Origin of the sequence: Methylovirgula sp. 4M-Z18 (assembly GCF_037890675.1) — a bacterium.
In the GTDB taxonomy this organism is placed as follows: domain Bacteria; phylum Pseudomonadota; class Alphaproteobacteria; order Rhizobiales; family Beijerinckiaceae; genus 4M-Z18.
On the sequence record NZ_CP149574.1, the window covers coordinates 577,866 to 592,359 of the forward strand.

General features: G+C 62.1%; 13 protein-coding genes. 5 read left to right on the plus strand and 8 right to left on the minus strand.

The genetic code is table 11. From position 1 onward, the window contains the following. Positions 1 to 25 precede the first annotated feature (25 nt). Complete coding sequence (locus V9T28_RS02630) at positions 26 to 784, plus strand: LOG family protein (protein WP_116400647.1); 759 nt, start codon at positions 26 to 28, stop codon at positions 782 to 784. Between the two features lie 55 nt (positions 785 to 839). Here the strand turns inward: V9T28_RS02630 and cysK are convergent, their stop codons facing one another. The 6 genes from cysK to ubiE all read right to left on the minus strand — a co-directional run bounded on the left by cysK (position 840) and on the right by ubiE (position 6,561). After that, the gene (gene cysK / locus V9T28_RS02635; protein ID WP_116400648.1) at positions 840 to 1,799 is read right to left on the minus strand and encodes a cysteine synthase A; all 960 of its coding nucleotides are present in this window, start codon (positions 1,797 to 1,799) and stop codon (positions 840 to 842) included. An 83-nt stretch (positions 1,800 to 1,882) separates the two neighbouring features. Further along, the gene (locus tag V9T28_RS02640; RefSeq protein WP_116400649.1) at positions 1,883 to 2,335 is read right to left on the minus strand and encodes an RrF2 family transcriptional regulator; all 453 of its coding nucleotides are present in this window, start codon (positions 2,333 to 2,335) and stop codon (positions 1,883 to 1,885) included. 12 nt (positions 2,336 to 2,347) lie between these two features. Beyond that, the gene (dut, locus tag V9T28_RS02645; protein WP_116400650.1) at positions 2,348 to 2,803 is read right to left on the minus strand and encodes a dUTP diphosphatase; all 456 of its coding nucleotides are present in this window, start codon (positions 2,801 to 2,803) and stop codon (positions 2,348 to 2,350) included. Continuing rightward, positions 2,800 to 4,032, minus strand: coding sequence for a bifunctional phosphopantothenoylcysteine decarboxylase/phosphopantothenate--cysteine ligase CoaBC (coaBC, locus tag V9T28_RS02650; protein WP_116400651.1), 1,233 nt, complete (start codon positions 4,030 to 4,032; stop codon positions 2,800 to 2,802). The genes dut and coaBC overlap by 4 nt, the downstream gene beginning before the upstream one ends. 116 nt (positions 4,033 to 4,148) lie before the next feature. Next, positions 4,149 to 5,717 carry a 2-polyprenylphenol 6-hydroxylase gene (gene ubiB, locus V9T28_RS02655; protein ID WP_116400652.1) on the minus strand — a complete coding sequence of 523 codons (1,569 nt, stop codon included), beginning with the start codon at positions 5,715 to 5,717 and terminating at the stop codon, positions 4,149 to 4,151. Positions 5,718 to 5,793: 76 nt separating this feature from the next. After that, the gene (gene ubiE, locus V9T28_RS02660; RefSeq protein WP_116400653.1) at positions 5,794 to 6,561 is read right to left on the minus strand and encodes a bifunctional demethylmenaquinone methyltransferase/2-methoxy-6-polyprenyl-1,4-benzoquinol methylase UbiE; all 768 of its coding nucleotides are present in this window, start codon (positions 6,559 to 6,561) and stop codon (positions 5,794 to 5,796) included. A 143-nt stretch (positions 6,562 to 6,704) separates the two neighbouring features. Here ubiE and mutM point away from each other — a divergent pair, with 143 nt between their 5' ends. Beyond that, the gene (mutM, locus tag V9T28_RS02665) at positions 6,705 to 7,583 is read left to right on the plus strand and encodes a bifunctional DNA-formamidopyrimidine glycosylase/DNA-(apurinic or apyrimidinic site) lyase (protein WP_116400654.1); all 879 of its coding nucleotides are present in this window, start codon (positions 6,705 to 6,707) and stop codon (positions 7,581 to 7,583) included. Between the two features lie 6 nt (positions 7,584 to 7,589). On the opposite strand, the gene rph is transcribed toward mutM, so the two are convergent. Both rph and V9T28_RS02675 read right to left on the minus strand, forming a co-directional pair. After that, positions 7,590 to 8,306, minus strand: a complete 717-nt coding sequence (gene rph / locus V9T28_RS02670; RefSeq protein ID WP_116400655.1) for a ribonuclease PH — start codon at positions 8,304 to 8,306, stop codon at positions 7,590 to 7,592. 59 nt (positions 8,307 to 8,365) lie between these two features. Then, on the minus strand, positions 8,366 to 9,148 hold the full coding sequence (locus V9T28_RS02675) for an SDR family NAD(P)-dependent oxidoreductase (RefSeq protein ID WP_116400656.1): 783 nt from the start codon (positions 9,146 to 9,148) through the stop codon (positions 8,366 to 8,368). A gap of 639 nt (positions 9,149 to 9,787) precedes the next feature. Here V9T28_RS02675 and V9T28_RS02680 point away from each other — a divergent pair. Genes V9T28_RS02680 through V9T28_RS02690 form a run of 3 tightly spaced genes read left to right on the plus strand, consistent with a single transcriptional unit; the run spans position 9,788 to position 14,432 of the window. After that, on the plus strand, positions 9,788 to 11,170 hold the full coding sequence (locus tag V9T28_RS02680; protein WP_116400657.1) for an HlyD family secretion protein: 1,383 nt from the start codon (positions 9,788 to 9,790) through the stop codon (positions 11,168 to 11,170). 44 nt (positions 11,171 to 11,214) lie between these two features. Beyond that, positions 11,215 to 12,456, plus strand: coding sequence for a hypothetical protein (locus tag V9T28_RS02685; RefSeq protein ID WP_210210412.1), 1,242 nt, complete (start codon positions 11,215 to 11,217; stop codon positions 12,454 to 12,456). After that, positions 12,456 to 14,432 carry a glycosyltransferase family 2 protein gene (locus V9T28_RS02690; protein ID WP_199500106.1) on the plus strand — a complete coding sequence of 659 codons (1,977 nt, stop codon included), beginning with the start codon at positions 12,456 to 12,458 and terminating at the stop codon, positions 14,430 to 14,432. Before V9T28_RS02685 ends, V9T28_RS02690 begins: the two co-directional genes overlap by 1 nt. Positions 14,433 to 14,494: the final 62 nt, after the last annotated feature.

Genomic DNA, 14,494 nt, shown 5'->3' on the forward strand with positions numbered 1-14,494 from the left:
ATTCGCGTTTCGAGATTGCAAGACCATGACCGATACCAAGCCGCTTCCTACTGCTCAGATGGCCTCGGCCACCTATCGCGTGCCCGCTCTCGATCAGGATTTCATCTTAGGCGACGCGCAGCGCGGGCTGCGTTTCCAAATGGAATATGAGAAGGCCGAACAGACGTTGCGCAATTGGGGCGTGCGGTCGACCGTCGTGGTGTTCGGCTCGGCCCGCGTACGCGAGGACGGGCCGCCGAAAGACCAGCGCCGCTATGCCGAGGCGCGCCGGCTCGCCCGTATCATTTCGGAACAAGATGGCGCACTCAGCCCGAAGAGCGGCATTCGCGACAATGTGATCGCCACTGGCGGCGGCCCCGGCATCATGGAGGCGGCCAATCGCGGCGCGCACGACGCCGGCGCGCCGACCATCGGCTTCAACATCACGCTGCCGCACGAGCAGCAGCCCAATGCTTACACGACGCCGGAACTGACGTTCCAGTTCCATTATTTCTCGATGCGCAAGATGCATCTCGCCATGCGCGCCAATGCGCTTGTCGTCTTTCCCGGCGGCTTCGGCACGTTCGACGAAAGTTTCGAGATCCTGACCCTGGTGCAGACGGGCAAGATGCCGCCCGTGCCGATCATTTTTTTCGAGGAAGCCTATTGGCGCAAAATCATCAATTTCGATGCGCTGGTCGAGGAAGGCGTTATTGCGGCGAAGGATTTGGATCTGATCGATTTTGTCGACACGGCCGAAGACGCTTGGGCGATCATTCAAAAGAAGCAGCGGGCGAAGTCGTAGCCGCCCGCGTTGTGCGCGCCTGGAACGGACCGCGGTCCATTCCAGGCGCCGAATATCACAACCCTTCGAACAGAGCCGTCGACAAATAACGCTCGGCAAAGGAGGGGATGATGATCACGATCTTCTTGCCTTCCGATTCCGGCCGGGCCGCGATTTCCAGCGCCGCGGCGACCGCTGCGCCGGAGGAAATTCCAGTCGGAATCCCTTCCATCTTGGCGAGCAGGCGGGCCGTGTCGAAAGCGGTCTGATTACCGACCGTGATCACTTCGTCGATCACCGAGCGGTCGAGAATGGCGGGGATGAAACCGGCGCCGATGCCCTGAATCTTGTGAGGTCCCGGTTGGCCGCCCGACAGCACGGGCGAATCTTCCGGCTCCACGGCCACGACCTTCAGGGTGGGGCGGCGCGGCTTCAGCACCTGGCCAACGCCGGTGATCGTGCCACCGGTGCCGACGCCGGAGACGAAAATGTCGACTTCGCCGTTGGTGTCGTTCCAGATTTCCTCCGCCGTCGTGGCGCGGTGGATCGCCGGATTGGCGGGATTTTCGAATTGCTGCGGAATCATCGCGCCCGGCGTCGCCGCCACGATCTCATTGGCCTTGGCGATCGCGCCTTTCATGCCTTGTGCCGCCGGCGTCAGCACCAGTTCGGCGCCGAGCAAAGCGAGCATCTTGCGACGCTCCACCGACATCGATTCCGGCATCACCAGAATCAGCTTGTAACCGCGCGCCGCGGCGACGAAGGCGAGGGCAATGCCGGTATTGCCGGAGGTCGGCTCGACCAGAACGCCGTTGCCCGGGGTGATCTTGCCAGCCTTTTCCAAGGCGTCGATCATGCTGACGCCGATGCGGTCCTTCACGCTGGAGATCGGATTGAAAAATTCCAGCTTGGCAAGAAGCTGAGCCTTCACGCCCTTCTCTTTCTCGATCCGGCGCAGACGCACCAGCGGCGTGTCGCCGATCGTGTCGGTAATCGAGTCGAAGATCCGACCGCGTCCAGGCTTCCTCTCAGTCATGTGCGTCTCCTGCAGATAGAGTTCTCGAGAATGAAAACTAACTAATTCTACAAATTTTGTCGATAAATTAATTTAATCCAATTTTAAATTGTGAAATCTCCGTGTCCGACCCCTTCGTTAAAGACGGCGAGCTGTTCGGCATTGCGGCACAGGTCATCGACCGAAATGGCGTCGAGTTCCGCCAGGAACGCGTTGCTCGCCCGTTGCACCGCCGGCGCGATCACCTCGTTCACGAGTCGCGAGCGCGGCGTCGGGGTCGCTGAATCTTCATTATGCTCGTTCATCGCCGCCCGGACGATTTCGCCGGCACTGATGCGGCGGCGCTCGCGCGCCAATTCATATCCGCCGCGCGGACCGCGCACCCCCTTGAGCACATTGGCGCGCACCAAGTTCTGCAGCAGGGTTTCGAGATGGCGTGGCGGCAGGTCGTGGCGGGCGGCGAGCGCTTTGGCGGCGACCGGCATCGGTCGCGCGTGCAGCGCAACGTCGACGACGGCGGCTACGGCGAGCAAGCTGCGGCGGGAAAGTAAGATCATCGCGACTGCCTCCTATTTCGAACCGGTAGACCCATAGCCGCCCGCCCCGCGGCCGGTTTCGTTCAGATTGTCGACCCGGATCAACGTCGCTTGGCTGACCGGGGCGATCACGAGTTGGGCGATGCGCATGCCGCGGGTGATTTCGAACGGCTCTTCGCCGTGGTTGATCAGCACGACGCCGATTTCGCCGCGGTAATCCGCGTCGATCGTGCCGGGCGCGTTGAGCACGGTGACGCCGTTTTTGAGGGCGAGGCCCGAGCGCGGGCGCACCTGGCCCTCATAGCCCTTGGGCAAGGCGATACAAAGACCGGTCGGCACCAGCCGGCGACGGCCGGGCAGCAGCACCAGCGTGTCGTCGGCGGGGACGGCAGCCATCAGATCGACACCGGCGGAATCCGGTGTCTGATAGCTTGGCAAAGGCAGATTGAGACCATGCGGCAGGTAATGGACCTGCACTTCCAAACTCATGCCTGTTTCTCCACAAAATAGGCGATCAGGCGCCGGGCGACTTCCGCCTTGTCCAAGAGCGGCCAGGAAACGACGCCCGTCTGCGTGACGATATGCACGCTGTTGCCATCGCCCCCCATCACGCCGGTGCTGGGGCTGACGTCATTGGCGATGATGATATCGCAGCCCTTTTTCGCGAGTTTCGCCTTGGCGTGGTCGAGCACATGCTCAGTCTCGGCGGCAAAGCCGACGACCAATTTCGGCCGGCCACTCGCGCGGCGGGCGATCGCGGCGAGGATATCGGGATTTTGCACCATGTTCAGAGACGGCGCCGCGTCGCCCTGCTTTTTGAGCTTTTGCTCGGCCGGCGCGGCGACCCGCCAATCGGCCACCGCCGCCGCGGCAATGAAAATATCGGCCGGCAGCGCCTGCTCGACCGCGGCAAGCATGTCGCGCGCCGTCTCGACCGGCACCCGGCGCACGCCGGGCGGCGCCGGCAGGTCGACCGGACCCGAGACCAGGGTTACGTCAGCGCCCGCATCGCGCGCCGCAACTGCCAGCGCATAGCCCTGTTTGCCCGACGAACGATTGGCAATGTAGCGCACCGGATCGATGGGTTCGTGGGTCGGTCCGGCGGTGATCAGCACCTTTTTGCCGTGCAGGGGGCCGGAACCCGGATGTCCGAGCGGAATTTTTGTGGAGCTTTGCAAGGCCGCTTCCGCCGCCGCCACGATTTCGAGCGGCTCGGCCATGCGGCCCGGCCCAAATTCGCCGCAGGCCATATCGCCGTCGTTCGGGCCGACGAAGACGATGCCGTCGCCGCGCAGGGTCTCGAGATTGCGCTGAGTGGCGGGATGCAGCCACATGCGCACATTCATCGCCGGCGCGGCCAAAACGCGTGTGTCGGTGGCGATCAGCAGGGTGGAGGCCAATTCATTGGCCAGGCCATTCGCCATTTTCGCCAACAAATCGGCGGTCGCGGGGGCGATCACGATGAGATCGGCATCGCGCGAGAGCTCGATATGGCCCATTTCCGCCTCGTCGGTCAGCGAAAACAGGTCGTCCTGCACCTTGTTGCCGGAAAGGCTTGCGGCGGCGAGCGGCGTGACGAATTGTTTGGCGCCGGCGGTCATCACGACACGCACACTCGCGCCGCGCTCGCGCAGCCGCCGAATGAGATCGAGCGCCTTATAGGCCGCAATGCCTCCGCCAATGATTAACAAAATGCGCCGCGACGTGAGACTGGCCATAAAACAGCGCCTTAACCGTAGATCAATCCTATTTACGATCTATAATCGGAATTAATAGTGCGTTGGTTCGTCAAGATCAAGCAGGAGGTTGCTAGGTGTCGCAAGCGGCGGCCCCGCTAATGCCACCGCCAGATCATCCACACCAGCGCAGCGAAGATCGCCCATAGCGCCCAGTGGCCGAGCCGCGCGCCTTTCGCTTCGGCGCTGCGGATCGCTTCGACGGAGTCTTCGGCCAAAGTGAAGCCTTCCGCCGCATTGTCTTCGAGCTGCGACAAAATCCGCTCGCCGCGGATCAGCAAATCCGGCAGGCCGGCCGCGACCCGTGCCATGGTGGCCAGGCCTTGGCCCGCGTCGGCGAGCTTGCCCAGCGGTCCGAGATTTTGCTCAATCCAGCCGCGCACGACGGGATCGGCGGTGCGCCACATGTCGAGTTTCGGATCGAGGGTGCGCGCGACGCCCTCCACGACCACCATGGTCTTTTGCAGCAACACCAGTTCGGTGCGCGTCCTCATGTCGAACAGGCCGGTGATTTCGAACAGCAGTGTCAGCAGCTTGGCCATGGAAATCTGATCGGCGGTGCGCGAGTGGATCGGCTCGCCGATCGCGCGGATGGCCTGCGCGAAATCTTCGACCCGGTGAACGTGCGGCACATAGCCCGCCTCGAAATGCACCTCCGCGACGCGGCGATAATCGCGGGTGATGAAGCCGTAGAGGATTTCAGCCAGGAAGCGCCGTTCTTTCAGCCCGAGGCGGCCCATGATGCCGAAATCGACCGCGATCAGATGGCCGGAAGAATCGATCATCAGATTGCCCTGGTGCATGTCGGCGTGGAAAAAGCCGTCGCGCACCGCGTGCCGCAAGAAACTTTGAATGACATTGCGGCCGATCGCGGGCAGGTCGAACCCGGCCTTGCTCAGCGCATCGAGATCGGACAGCGAGATGCCGTCGGCCCATTCCAGGGTCAGCACGTCCTTGGCGGTGCGGATCCAATCGACTTTCGGCACGCGAAAGCCCGGATCACTTATCGTATTCTCGGCAAATTCGGATGCGGCGGCAGCTTCCAGCCGGAAATCCATTTCCATCTTCACCGAGCGCGCCAACGTGTCGACGACTTCGACGGGTTTCAACCGCTCGGCATCGCGAGAATGCCGCTCGGCGAATCGGGCGGCGAAATACATGTCGGATAGATCGCGGCGGAGCCGGCGCTCGATGCCGGGGCGCAGCACTTTGACCGCGACCGGCTGCTCCACCCCCGAATCGTCGCGCACGACCGCCCGATGCACCTGGGCAATGGAGGCGGCGGCAATCGGTTCGCTGAAGGAGACGAAGAGTTCGTCGAGCTTCTGGCCGAACGAGGTTTCGATCTGCGCGATCGCTGCCTCGCGCGGGAAAGGCGCGACACGGTCCTGCAGCGCCTCGAGCTGCAGCACGACGGCAGGCCCGACGATGTCGGCTCTCGTCGCCAGGAACTGGCCGAGCTTGACGTAGGACGGCCCCAACCGCGTGATGGCCGCGGCAATGCCTTGCGCACGGCTACCCCGCTTCGAAATCAGCTTGGCCAAATAGAGCGGCACGCGCGCTTCGGGCGGCAGCAGCTGCGGATCGACCGAGGTGAACACGCCCTCGCGCGCCAGCACGAAGCCGGCTCGCGCCAGGCGGAAGCAGTGACCAAGGGCGCCTAGCATGCGGCGCGCCTTTCCCTCCTAGCGCGCACCGACATGCGCGGGAAAAAGGCGTCAAACGCAGCCTTACATTCCATCCTCAAAGCTTCCACCCCGAGTGGATCGCGACAATGCCGCCGGTGAGGCGGGTGTAGCTCGCGCGCTCGAAACCCGCGGTGGCGATCATGTCCTTGAACGCTTCGGCACGGGGGAATTTGCGGATCGATTCGACCAGATAGCGATAGGGCGCACCATCGCCGGTCACCACTTTGCCGATGGGTGGAATGGCCGAAAAGGACCAGGCGTCGTAGAGCTTGTCGAGCACCGGCACGGTCACTTCGGAAAATTCCAGGCACAGAAAGCGCCCGCCGCGTTTGAGCACGCGATGCGCTTCCGCCAAAGCCCTGTCGACGCGCGGCACGTTGCGGATGCCGAAGGCGATCGTATAGCCGTCGAAATGCCGGTCCGGGAACGGCAGCTCTTCCGCATTCGCCTCGACAAAATCGAGCTGGCTGTCCAGGCCGCGCTTTTCCGCCCGCGACCTGCCGACATTCAGCATGTTGCCGTTGATGTCGAGCACCGTCACATGGGTATGCGCGCCGCCCGCCTCGGCGACCCGGAACGCGACATCGCCAGTGCCGCCCGCCACGTCCAAATGCTGAAACGGCCGGTTGCGCGACGGTTTCAGCATGCCGACGAGCACATCCTTCCAGGCGCGGTGCAGGCCGCCGGACATCAGGTCGTTCATCAGGTCGTACCGGTCCGCGACCTTGTGGAAGACGTCGTTGACGAGGCCCTGCTTGTCAGCGAGGGGCACATTGGCAAAGCCGAAATGCGTCTCTTCGTCAGGGGACTGGGGCCGGACCATAGGGTTCTCCAAAATCGGGCCGGACCATAGAGCATTTCGTTTAAAAGTGAAATGAAGGAATGGAGCGTTCCATTCCTGCCCCTACCTGTCGTGCCGGTCCCTGATTATGTTAGGCCCGATCAGGATTGGAAAAGGAATGGCGCGTGCCTGAATTGCCCGAAGTCGAAACGGTTCGCCGCGGCCTTGCGCCGCATATGGAGGGCGCGCGCATCACGAATGTCGAGCAGCGGCGCGCCGATCTGCGCTTCCCGTTCCCGCAAGATTTTGTTGGGCGACTTGCGGGGCAGACGGTGCAGTCGCTGGCGCGCCGCGCGAAATATCTGCTAGCCGATCTGAGCTCCGGCGACGTGTTGATCATGCATCTTGGCATGTCCGGTTCGTTCCGGATCGCTTATGACGACGAAACCATGCCCGGCGTGTTTCACCACGACCGCTCGAAGCTCGCCGCGCATGACCATGTCGTGTTCCATCTCTCGAATGGCGCGACCATCACTTACAACGATCCGCGCCGGTTCGGCTTCATGGACCTAGCGCCGCGGGCCGGCTTGACCCAGTACAAGGCGTTCGAGGAGATGGGGCTCGAGCCGCTCGGCAATTCCTTCGACGGCGCTGCCTTGGCCGACCTCTTCGCGGGCAAGACGACGCCGTTGAAAGCGGCGCTGCTCGACCAGAAACTGATCGCTGGCCTCGGCAATATCTATGTGTGCGAGGCGCTGCATCGCGCGCATCTGTCGCCGACGCGCGCGGCGGGCAGCTTGGCGAAAGCAAAGGGCGGCCCGACAAAAAGCGCCGATCTTTTGGCCGAAGTCATCCGCGACGTGCTGAACGAGGCGATCGAAGCGGGCGGCTCGTCGCTGCGCGATCATCGCCAGGCGGACGGATCGCTCGGCTATTTCCAGCACCATTTCCGCGTCTACGACCGCGAGGGCGAGCCTTGCCCGACGCCGCGGTGCAAGGGCACGATCAAGCGTGTCACGCAATCGGGCCGCAGCACGTTTTATTGTCCGGTGTGTCAGAAGTGAATGGGGTTAGCCCGCAATCGCCGCCTTTTGCATCGCGATCAAATCCGCGATCCCCTTGCGCGCGAGGTCCATCATGGCGAGCAACTCGTCCTGGCTGAACGGCGCGCCTTCCGCTGTGCCCTGCACTTCGACAATGCCGCCGGCGCCGGTCATGACGAAATTGGCATCCGTCTCGGCAACCGAATCTTCCGCATAATCGAGATCGAGCACGGGCGTTTTCTTGAAGACGCCGCACGAGATGGCGGCGACATGATCCTTGACCGGATTGTGCTTCAGAATGCTGCGGCCCACCATCCACTTCAGACAATCATGTAGTGCGATGAAGCCGCCGGTGATCGAGGCCGTGCGCGTGCCGCCATCCGCCTGCAACACGTCGCAATCGACCGTGATCTGCCGTTCGCCGAGCATGGCCAGATCGACCACCGAGCGCAGCGAGCGGCCGATCAGGCGCTGGATCTCCTGGGTCCGGCCCGATTGCTTGCCGGTCGTCGATTCGCGTCGTGTCCGCGTCGCCGTGGCGCGTGGCAGCATGGCATATTCCGCCGTCACCCAGCCCTTGCCTTGGCCGCGCAGCCATTGCGGCGGCTTGTCCTCGAGCGAGGCCGTGCACAGCACATGGGTCTCGCCGAATTTGATCAGGCACGAGCCTTCCGCATAGCGCGCGACATTGCGCTCGATCGAAACCTTGCGCAATTCGTCAGGGGCGCGGTTGGAGGGACGCATCGGGGGCTCCTTAGGAAACTGGGATCAATCAAAGTTCGCCCCCTTTACGCAGGTTGCGGTCAATCCGCAACCGGCACCGTATAGTTGAGCGCCATGCGGCCGCCGTCCGGATAGACGATCTGGCCGGTCATGTAGGATGCGTCGTCCGAGGCCAGGAACGAGGCGACCGAGGCGATTTCCGACGGTTCGCCGGCGCGGCCGATCGGCGTGCGCGACAGAATCTTGCGCCGGGCCTCGTCATTGCCCATGACCGCGTTTTTCGCCAGTTCTGTCATGATCGTGCCGGGGCCGATGGCGCAGACGCGGATGTTACGCGGCGCAAGCTCGATCGCCATGACGCGGGTCAGCTGATTCATCGCGCCTTTCGAGCAGGCGTAGCCGACCATGCCCTGGATTGCCAGCAGCGCATTGACCGACGACATGTTGATGATCACGCCGCCATGGCCCTGTTTCACCATCTGCTTGGCCGCCGCCTGACCGCCCATGAAGGCCGATTTCAGATTGGTCGCCATCACCTTGTCGAACAGCTCATCACTCGTCTCCAGGAAGGGCACGGACACGGCGATGCCGGCATTGTTGAGCATGATGTCGACCTGCCCGAACGCCTTCACGCTCTGCGCGATCAAATCGTCGATCGATTCGCGCTGCGTCACGTCGGTTTCGACGAAAATCGCTTCCGCTCCGGTTTGGGTGAGCGCCTCGGCCGCAGCCTTGCCCTGCGCGGTATTGATGTCCGAAATCACGACTTTCGCACCGTCGGCGGCGAATCGCTGCGCGCAGGCGAGGCCAATGCCGCCCGCGGCGCCGGTCACGATTGCGACTTTATTTTTGAGACGTTGCATAGTTCATCCACTCCGCGAATGGCCGGCCCCGCTTCAGCCGAGGCGACAGATTTGCTTCCCCTATAAACGAATCGGCCGATAAGCAATCGGCAACTCGCGCCTGCATGAGTTGCGCATTTTTTTGACCGCAAACTCGGCAAGCTGGGCTTGTAGACGCGCCGTACCCGCGCTTGCGAGAGAAAAGCGCACAGTCCGACGTAGGCCCCCAACAGCAAGCTCCCGCCAACACGATGCAGACGAATTGTGCAGTGCCGCATAGGCGGCCTGAATGTGTCGCAGAAGACCATTTTGTCACTATGTAATAAATGATTTTGTGTGTAACTTAATTGCCTGTTTTGCCAGAAGAATAAATATATACACACATAATATCGGTAAATCGGATAATATTTCCTTTACAGCTCCCGCAGGGCTGCCAGACGTGCGTCAAATTTTCGGCGCATTCTTCGATAAGTTTGTGCACACACGGATCAAATATACTTACCGTGACGGCGCAATATGCAAAATCTTTATGCTTTTATTGATTTTTGCTTTGCGGGCATAGCCGTCTAAATACGATCCCGCACGATCAAGAATGCCTGCGCGGTATCACAAAATGATGAGGAAACGCCCGAAACCACCGTGTGGAGTTAGGGATTCTGAATGACTCAAGTGAATTTTCCGCGTGAGGCGATTGGTGCGGGCGGCGTGCCGCTCGGCCAGAAGATCGGCTCGAAAAAGTCGACCCAAGGCTCGTTGGTCGCTCTCAAGCGCGGCATGATGCTGACCGTTGCAACGGCGCTGTGCCTTCTTGGCTTCACCTCGCTCTTTCCCCAGATTCTGACGGATCAGTCGGATCGGGCGATCATCGACGCACCGGTCACATTGGTCACGGCACCGATCGCGGGCGAGGTCACCGCCCTGCATATGGCCGCCGGCACGCCGGTGAAGCCGGACGCGCCGATTGCCGAAATCGGCAATGCCACCATCGACCGCTCCACATTGATCATGCTGGAGGGGCATTTGAACGATGCCGAACATGATCTTCGTGCCATCCTCGCACGCCAGGCGACCGACGACGGTTATCTGGCGCAGCTCAAGAGCGACATCGACCGCGCGACGCAAATCTTGGTCACGCGCGACGCCAATGCGGTGGCCGATCTGCAGGACCAGGTTGGCGCCGCGCAGGCGGGGTTGAATGAACGCCAGGGGCTCGTCACACGCCAAGAGGGGTTGGTGGCGAAGAAGATCTTCGCGCCGACGACGCTAGGCCCCGTCGTGCAGCAGATGCATGCCGCCGAATATCAAAAGCAGAGCATCGCCACCAAGTTGCAGCAGAAGCAGTCGGAGCTCGAAAGCGCGAAAAAGGGCGTTTTTGTCGGCGACGACGCGCATGATCTCACCGCGCTCATTCAAAAGCGCCACGACGTCGAGATCGACCGCCAGCGGCTCGAAATCGAGCGGGTGCAAGCGAGCGCCACGGTCGATTCGCTGCGCCAGCAATATGACACCGAATCGAATCGCCTCACACAGCTGAAGGAGGCAACCATTGCCGCGCCGGCTCATGGCGAAGTGTTGTCGCTCGATGCGTCGGTCGGCCGGCATTTGATGGTGGGCGATGAGCTGGCGCGCCTCACCGATTGCAACGCAGCGTTCGTCGTGGCGATCTTCTCCTATCGCCAGGGCTCGAATCTGGCGGTCGGCTCGCGTGTGAGCATCGATGCCGGCCCCGACGGCAACGTGCCAGGAACGGTGACGGAAATTCTGCCCAAGACGAGCGAGAAGACCGACCAGAATTTCGCCTTGCCGTTTCCGCAAACCGAGCGACGTGAGCTTTATGTGATCGTGCGTCCAGACGCGCCGATCGTGCGCGCGTCCACCGCCAATACCGGCGGCCAATGCGACATCGGCCGCTGGGTCAGCGTGTCGCGCGCGAACAATTGGGTCGCGGGGCTTTCGAACGGCTTGCACGCGGCCGCAGCTGACGTGGCCAATGCGCTCGTCGATCCGTGGGGCAACCGCACCGCCGCGGCATCGGCCCATTGATGGCAAAAGCTTTGATCGGCCCGATGGCGCGTCGGAAACTTCGCATGTTGCGCCTGGCGCTTCTGTCTTCATTTCTGTTGACCGGTGCGGCTCGTGCCGCACCGGTTCAGCCGGATTTGGCGGGGCGGCTGTGCCATGCCTTGGCCAGCGCCGTCGATGCGGCGGCACCGGGCGCGCCGCGCGACGCGCCGGTCTTCGTGTTGAGCTATCATCTCGGCCCGCAGGAAACGCAATTGCCACCGTGGCTCGCGACATCGGCCTTCGTCTATGACAACGCCGTTGCGGCCATCGCCCTTGTGGGCTGCGGCGATGTGGCGCGCGCCAAGCGGATCGCCGATGCGCTGTTGATCGCGATGGCGCGCGATCGGACGTTCCCCGATCATCGCGTGCGCAATGCCTATCGCGCCGGTGCCTTGGGTGGTGCCACGGCCGATCCGCCTGGTTGGTGGGATCCGAACGGCAATCATTGGGCGGAAGATGCGTATCAGGACGGTTCTGCCACCGGCAATCTCGCCTGGGCGGCGCTGGCGCTGCTCAATGTCGAAAAGGCCAGCGGCGATCGCCGCTACGGCGATGGCGCACAGCAATTGTTGAGCTGGATTGACGCGCATGCCGCGGTCGGGCTGGGGCCTGCGGGCTTCACGGGCGGCCAATCAGGCTTTGACGGCGCGCAAATTGCACAGACGTGGAAATCGACCGAGCACAATCTCGATGTGGCGGCGGCGGCCCATTGGCTCGTCAAACGCGGCAACGCACCGAACGTGCTAGAGATGCAGGCCAAGGCGTCGCAGTTCGTGGCGTCGCGTTTTCTCGCGGGGCCGGGTTATTTTCTGATCGGCACCAATCCTGACGGGACCGATCCGCCGCATGATCGTTACGCGCTCGATGTGCAAGTCTGGTCGGTGCTCGCGATTCCCGATGCGGCGGATTCATACAAGCGCGCGGTCCTCTTCGCTTTCGATCATCTGCGCCGGCCGAGCGGCATGACCTTCGCAGGCTTGGGGGAACACGCCTGGACCGAAGGTTCGGCGCAAACCGCCCTGGCGCTGCAGGCAATCGGCGAGATGGATCATGCCAACGAACTCCTACACGATATCGCAAACAGCATTGCGCCCGACGGGTTTCTTTACGCGACGAGCGACGGCGAAGTGCCGACAGGCCTGAAAGTCGAGGCGCAGAACGGCGCGGATTTCTTTTATTTCCATCGCCCGCATTTGGGCGCAACGGCCTGGGGCGCATTAGCGGCGCTGGGCTGGAATCCTTTTATCGGAGAAAGGGTGCACTGATGTTCGAGGCGTCGGGCGATACGCTCTCCATCCTGCTTTTCGATCTCGGCATGCTTGGTCTTGCCGCCTTCATGATGTTGCTGCTCGACCCCCGCCGGTTTCTGGATCGCGCGCTGTTCGGCGGCTTCACGGCCGCGTTGATCGTTGCCTATGTGTGCTGGCGCTGGACGCAGACGCTGCTGCCGCCGGATTGGTCGGCGACGACCCTGTGGCAATATAGCTATTTCGGTTTTGAGCTCATATCGATCGTCTATACGCTTCTCTCGATCGTCGTTCTGCTGCGCACGTCCGATCATTCCGCACTGGCCGACCGGGAAGAAGCGAAATTGACCGCGTCGGGCGCATGGCCGGCCGTCGACATCTTCATCTGCACCTATAACGAGCCGATCGACGTGCTCGAAAAATCGATCCTGCTGGCGCGCGCGATGGACTATCCGGCCAAACGCATCTTCGTGCTCGACGATACGCGCCGCGGCTGGCTCAAGGATTATTGTGCTGACGTTGGCGTCTTCTATATCACCCGTCCGAAGAACGAATGGGCGAAGGCCGGCAATCTTAACAATGGCCTGCGCGTGACGGAAGGGCCGGATGCCTCACCGTTGATCCTGGTGCTCGATGCCGATTTCGCGCCGCATGCGAATTTCCTGCGTCGCACCGTCGGCCTGTTTCGCGATCCGCGCGTTGGTCTCGTGCAGACGCCGCAGCTTTATTTCAATGCCGATCCGGTGCAGCACAATCTGGGCGCGAGCAAAAGCTGGATCGACGATCAGCGCGTGTTCTTCGATATTTTCCAGCCGGCGAAAGACGCGTGGGATTCGGCCTTCTGTGTCGGCACGAGTTTCGTTGTGCGGCGCGACCGCGTGAATGAAATCGGCGGCTTTCCGTATGAGGCCGTCTCGGAAGATCTCAACCTCTCCTATACGCTGCTGCGGCACGGTTATGTAACGCGCTGGCTGAACGAGTCGTTGAGCGTCGGTCTCGCGGCGGAGGGGTTGCCGGAATATATCACCCAGCGCGCGCGCTGGTGCCTTGGTACGATTCAGGTGGCGCTGCTCAAGACATCGCCGATGATCGTCTCCGGTTACACCTTCATGCAGCGCGTGCAGTTCTTTCACGGCGTGCTGAGTTGGTTGTGCAAACCCTTCATGCTGTTCATGCTGCTCGCGCCTGCCGTTTATTGGTTCTTCGATATTCCGGCGTTCGACGTCGATTACGAAGCGTTCCTACGTTATGCGATTCCGGCGCTCATCGTCTTTTATGCGCATGGCATGTGGATCACGCGGCGGCGCACATTGCCGCTGATGATGGAAGTGACCCATATGATGTCGGCGGTGGCCGTGACCTGGACGCTCATCACTTGTTGTTACCGTCCTTTCGGGCGGCCGTTCAAAGTGACCGACAAGGGCGGTGACCGGTCGCGCATCATCGTGCGATGGGACCTGCTGTGGACTTTCGGTGGTTTCCTGGCGATCTCGCTGGGGGCGATCTTCTGGAGCCTCTTCGGGCCCGCCGCGCCGTCCGAACTCTCGCCGGTCGATCTGCTCAATCTTGTCTGGGCCGGTTGCTCGGCCATTCTCTCCGCGGTCGCCTGTCTCGTTTGCTTCGAGCGGCCGCGCGCCCATCGCGAGGAATTGTTCGAGACCAATCAGCCGATCCGCATCCGTGCAGACGGGCGCACGGCGACCGGCGTGCTGGAGCATCTCTCGACCGTCGAGGCGCGGATCCGTTTGCCCCGCGATGTGAAGGTGGCTAAAGACGCTTCGATCGATCTGGCGCTACCCGGCGGGCAAATCATCAGCGGCACGTTGACCGCGATCAAGAAGCGGGTCGCCCGCGTCGCGCTCATTCTGGCCGAGCAGGAACGCCGCGACCTCGTCGTCGCGCTTTACAGCGCCCCCAATCATAATCTGCCGCTGAACGCCAGTTTTTCCGGCTCGCTCAGCGGCATTTTCAGCCGAAGCTTGGGGCAGGATTAAAGCGCGGACCCTTCTCCCCGAACTGAACTCGGCTGTTGCCGAGTTCAGCATCAGGAATGCAC

Excerpts from the sequence above, each read along its gene's own strand:
- V9T28_RS02630 (WP_116400647.1), top strand. The coding sequence starts at position 26 with ATGACCGATACCAAGCCGCTTCCTACTGCTCAGATGGCCTCGGCCACC.
- cysK (WP_116400648.1), bottom strand. The coding sequence starts at position 1,799 with ATGACTGAGAGGAAGCCTGGACGCGGTCGGATCTTCGACTCGATTACC.
- V9T28_RS02640 (WP_116400649.1), bottom strand. The coding sequence starts at position 2,335 with ATGATCTTACTTTCCCGCCGCAGCTTGCTCGCCGTAGCCGCCGTCGTC.
- dut (WP_116400650.1), bottom strand. The coding sequence starts at position 2,803 with ATGAGTTTGGAAGTGCAGGTCCATTACCTGCCGCATGGTCTCAATCTG.
- coaBC (WP_116400651.1), bottom strand. The coding sequence starts at position 4,032 with ATGGCCAGTCTCACGTCGCGGCGCATTTTGTTAATCATTGGCGGAGGC.
- ubiB (WP_116400652.1), bottom strand. The coding sequence starts at position 5,717 with ATGCTAGGCGCCCTTGGTCACTGCTTCCGCCTGGCGCGAGCCGGCTTC.
- ubiE (WP_116400653.1), bottom strand. The coding sequence starts at position 6,561 with ATGGTCCGGCCCCAGTCCCCTGACGAAGAGACGCATTTCGGCTTTGCC.
- rph (WP_116400655.1), bottom strand. The coding sequence starts at position 8,306 with ATGCGTCCCTCCAACCGCGCCCCTGACGAATTGCGCAAGGTTTCGATC.
- V9T28_RS02675 (WP_116400656.1), bottom strand. The coding sequence starts at position 9,148 with ATGCAACGTCTCAAAAATAAAGTCGCAATCGTGACCGGCGCCGCGGGC.
- V9T28_RS02680 (WP_116400657.1), top strand. The coding sequence starts at position 9,788 with ATGACTCAAGTGAATTTTCCGCGTGAGGCGATTGGTGCGGGCGGCGTG.
- V9T28_RS02685 (WP_210210412.1), top strand. The coding sequence starts at position 11,215 with ATGTTGCGCCTGGCGCTTCTGTCTTCATTTCTGTTGACCGGTGCGGCT.
- V9T28_RS02690 (WP_199500106.1), top strand. The coding sequence starts at position 12,456 with ATGTTCGAGGCGTCGGGCGATACGCTCTCCATCCTGCTTTTCGATCTC.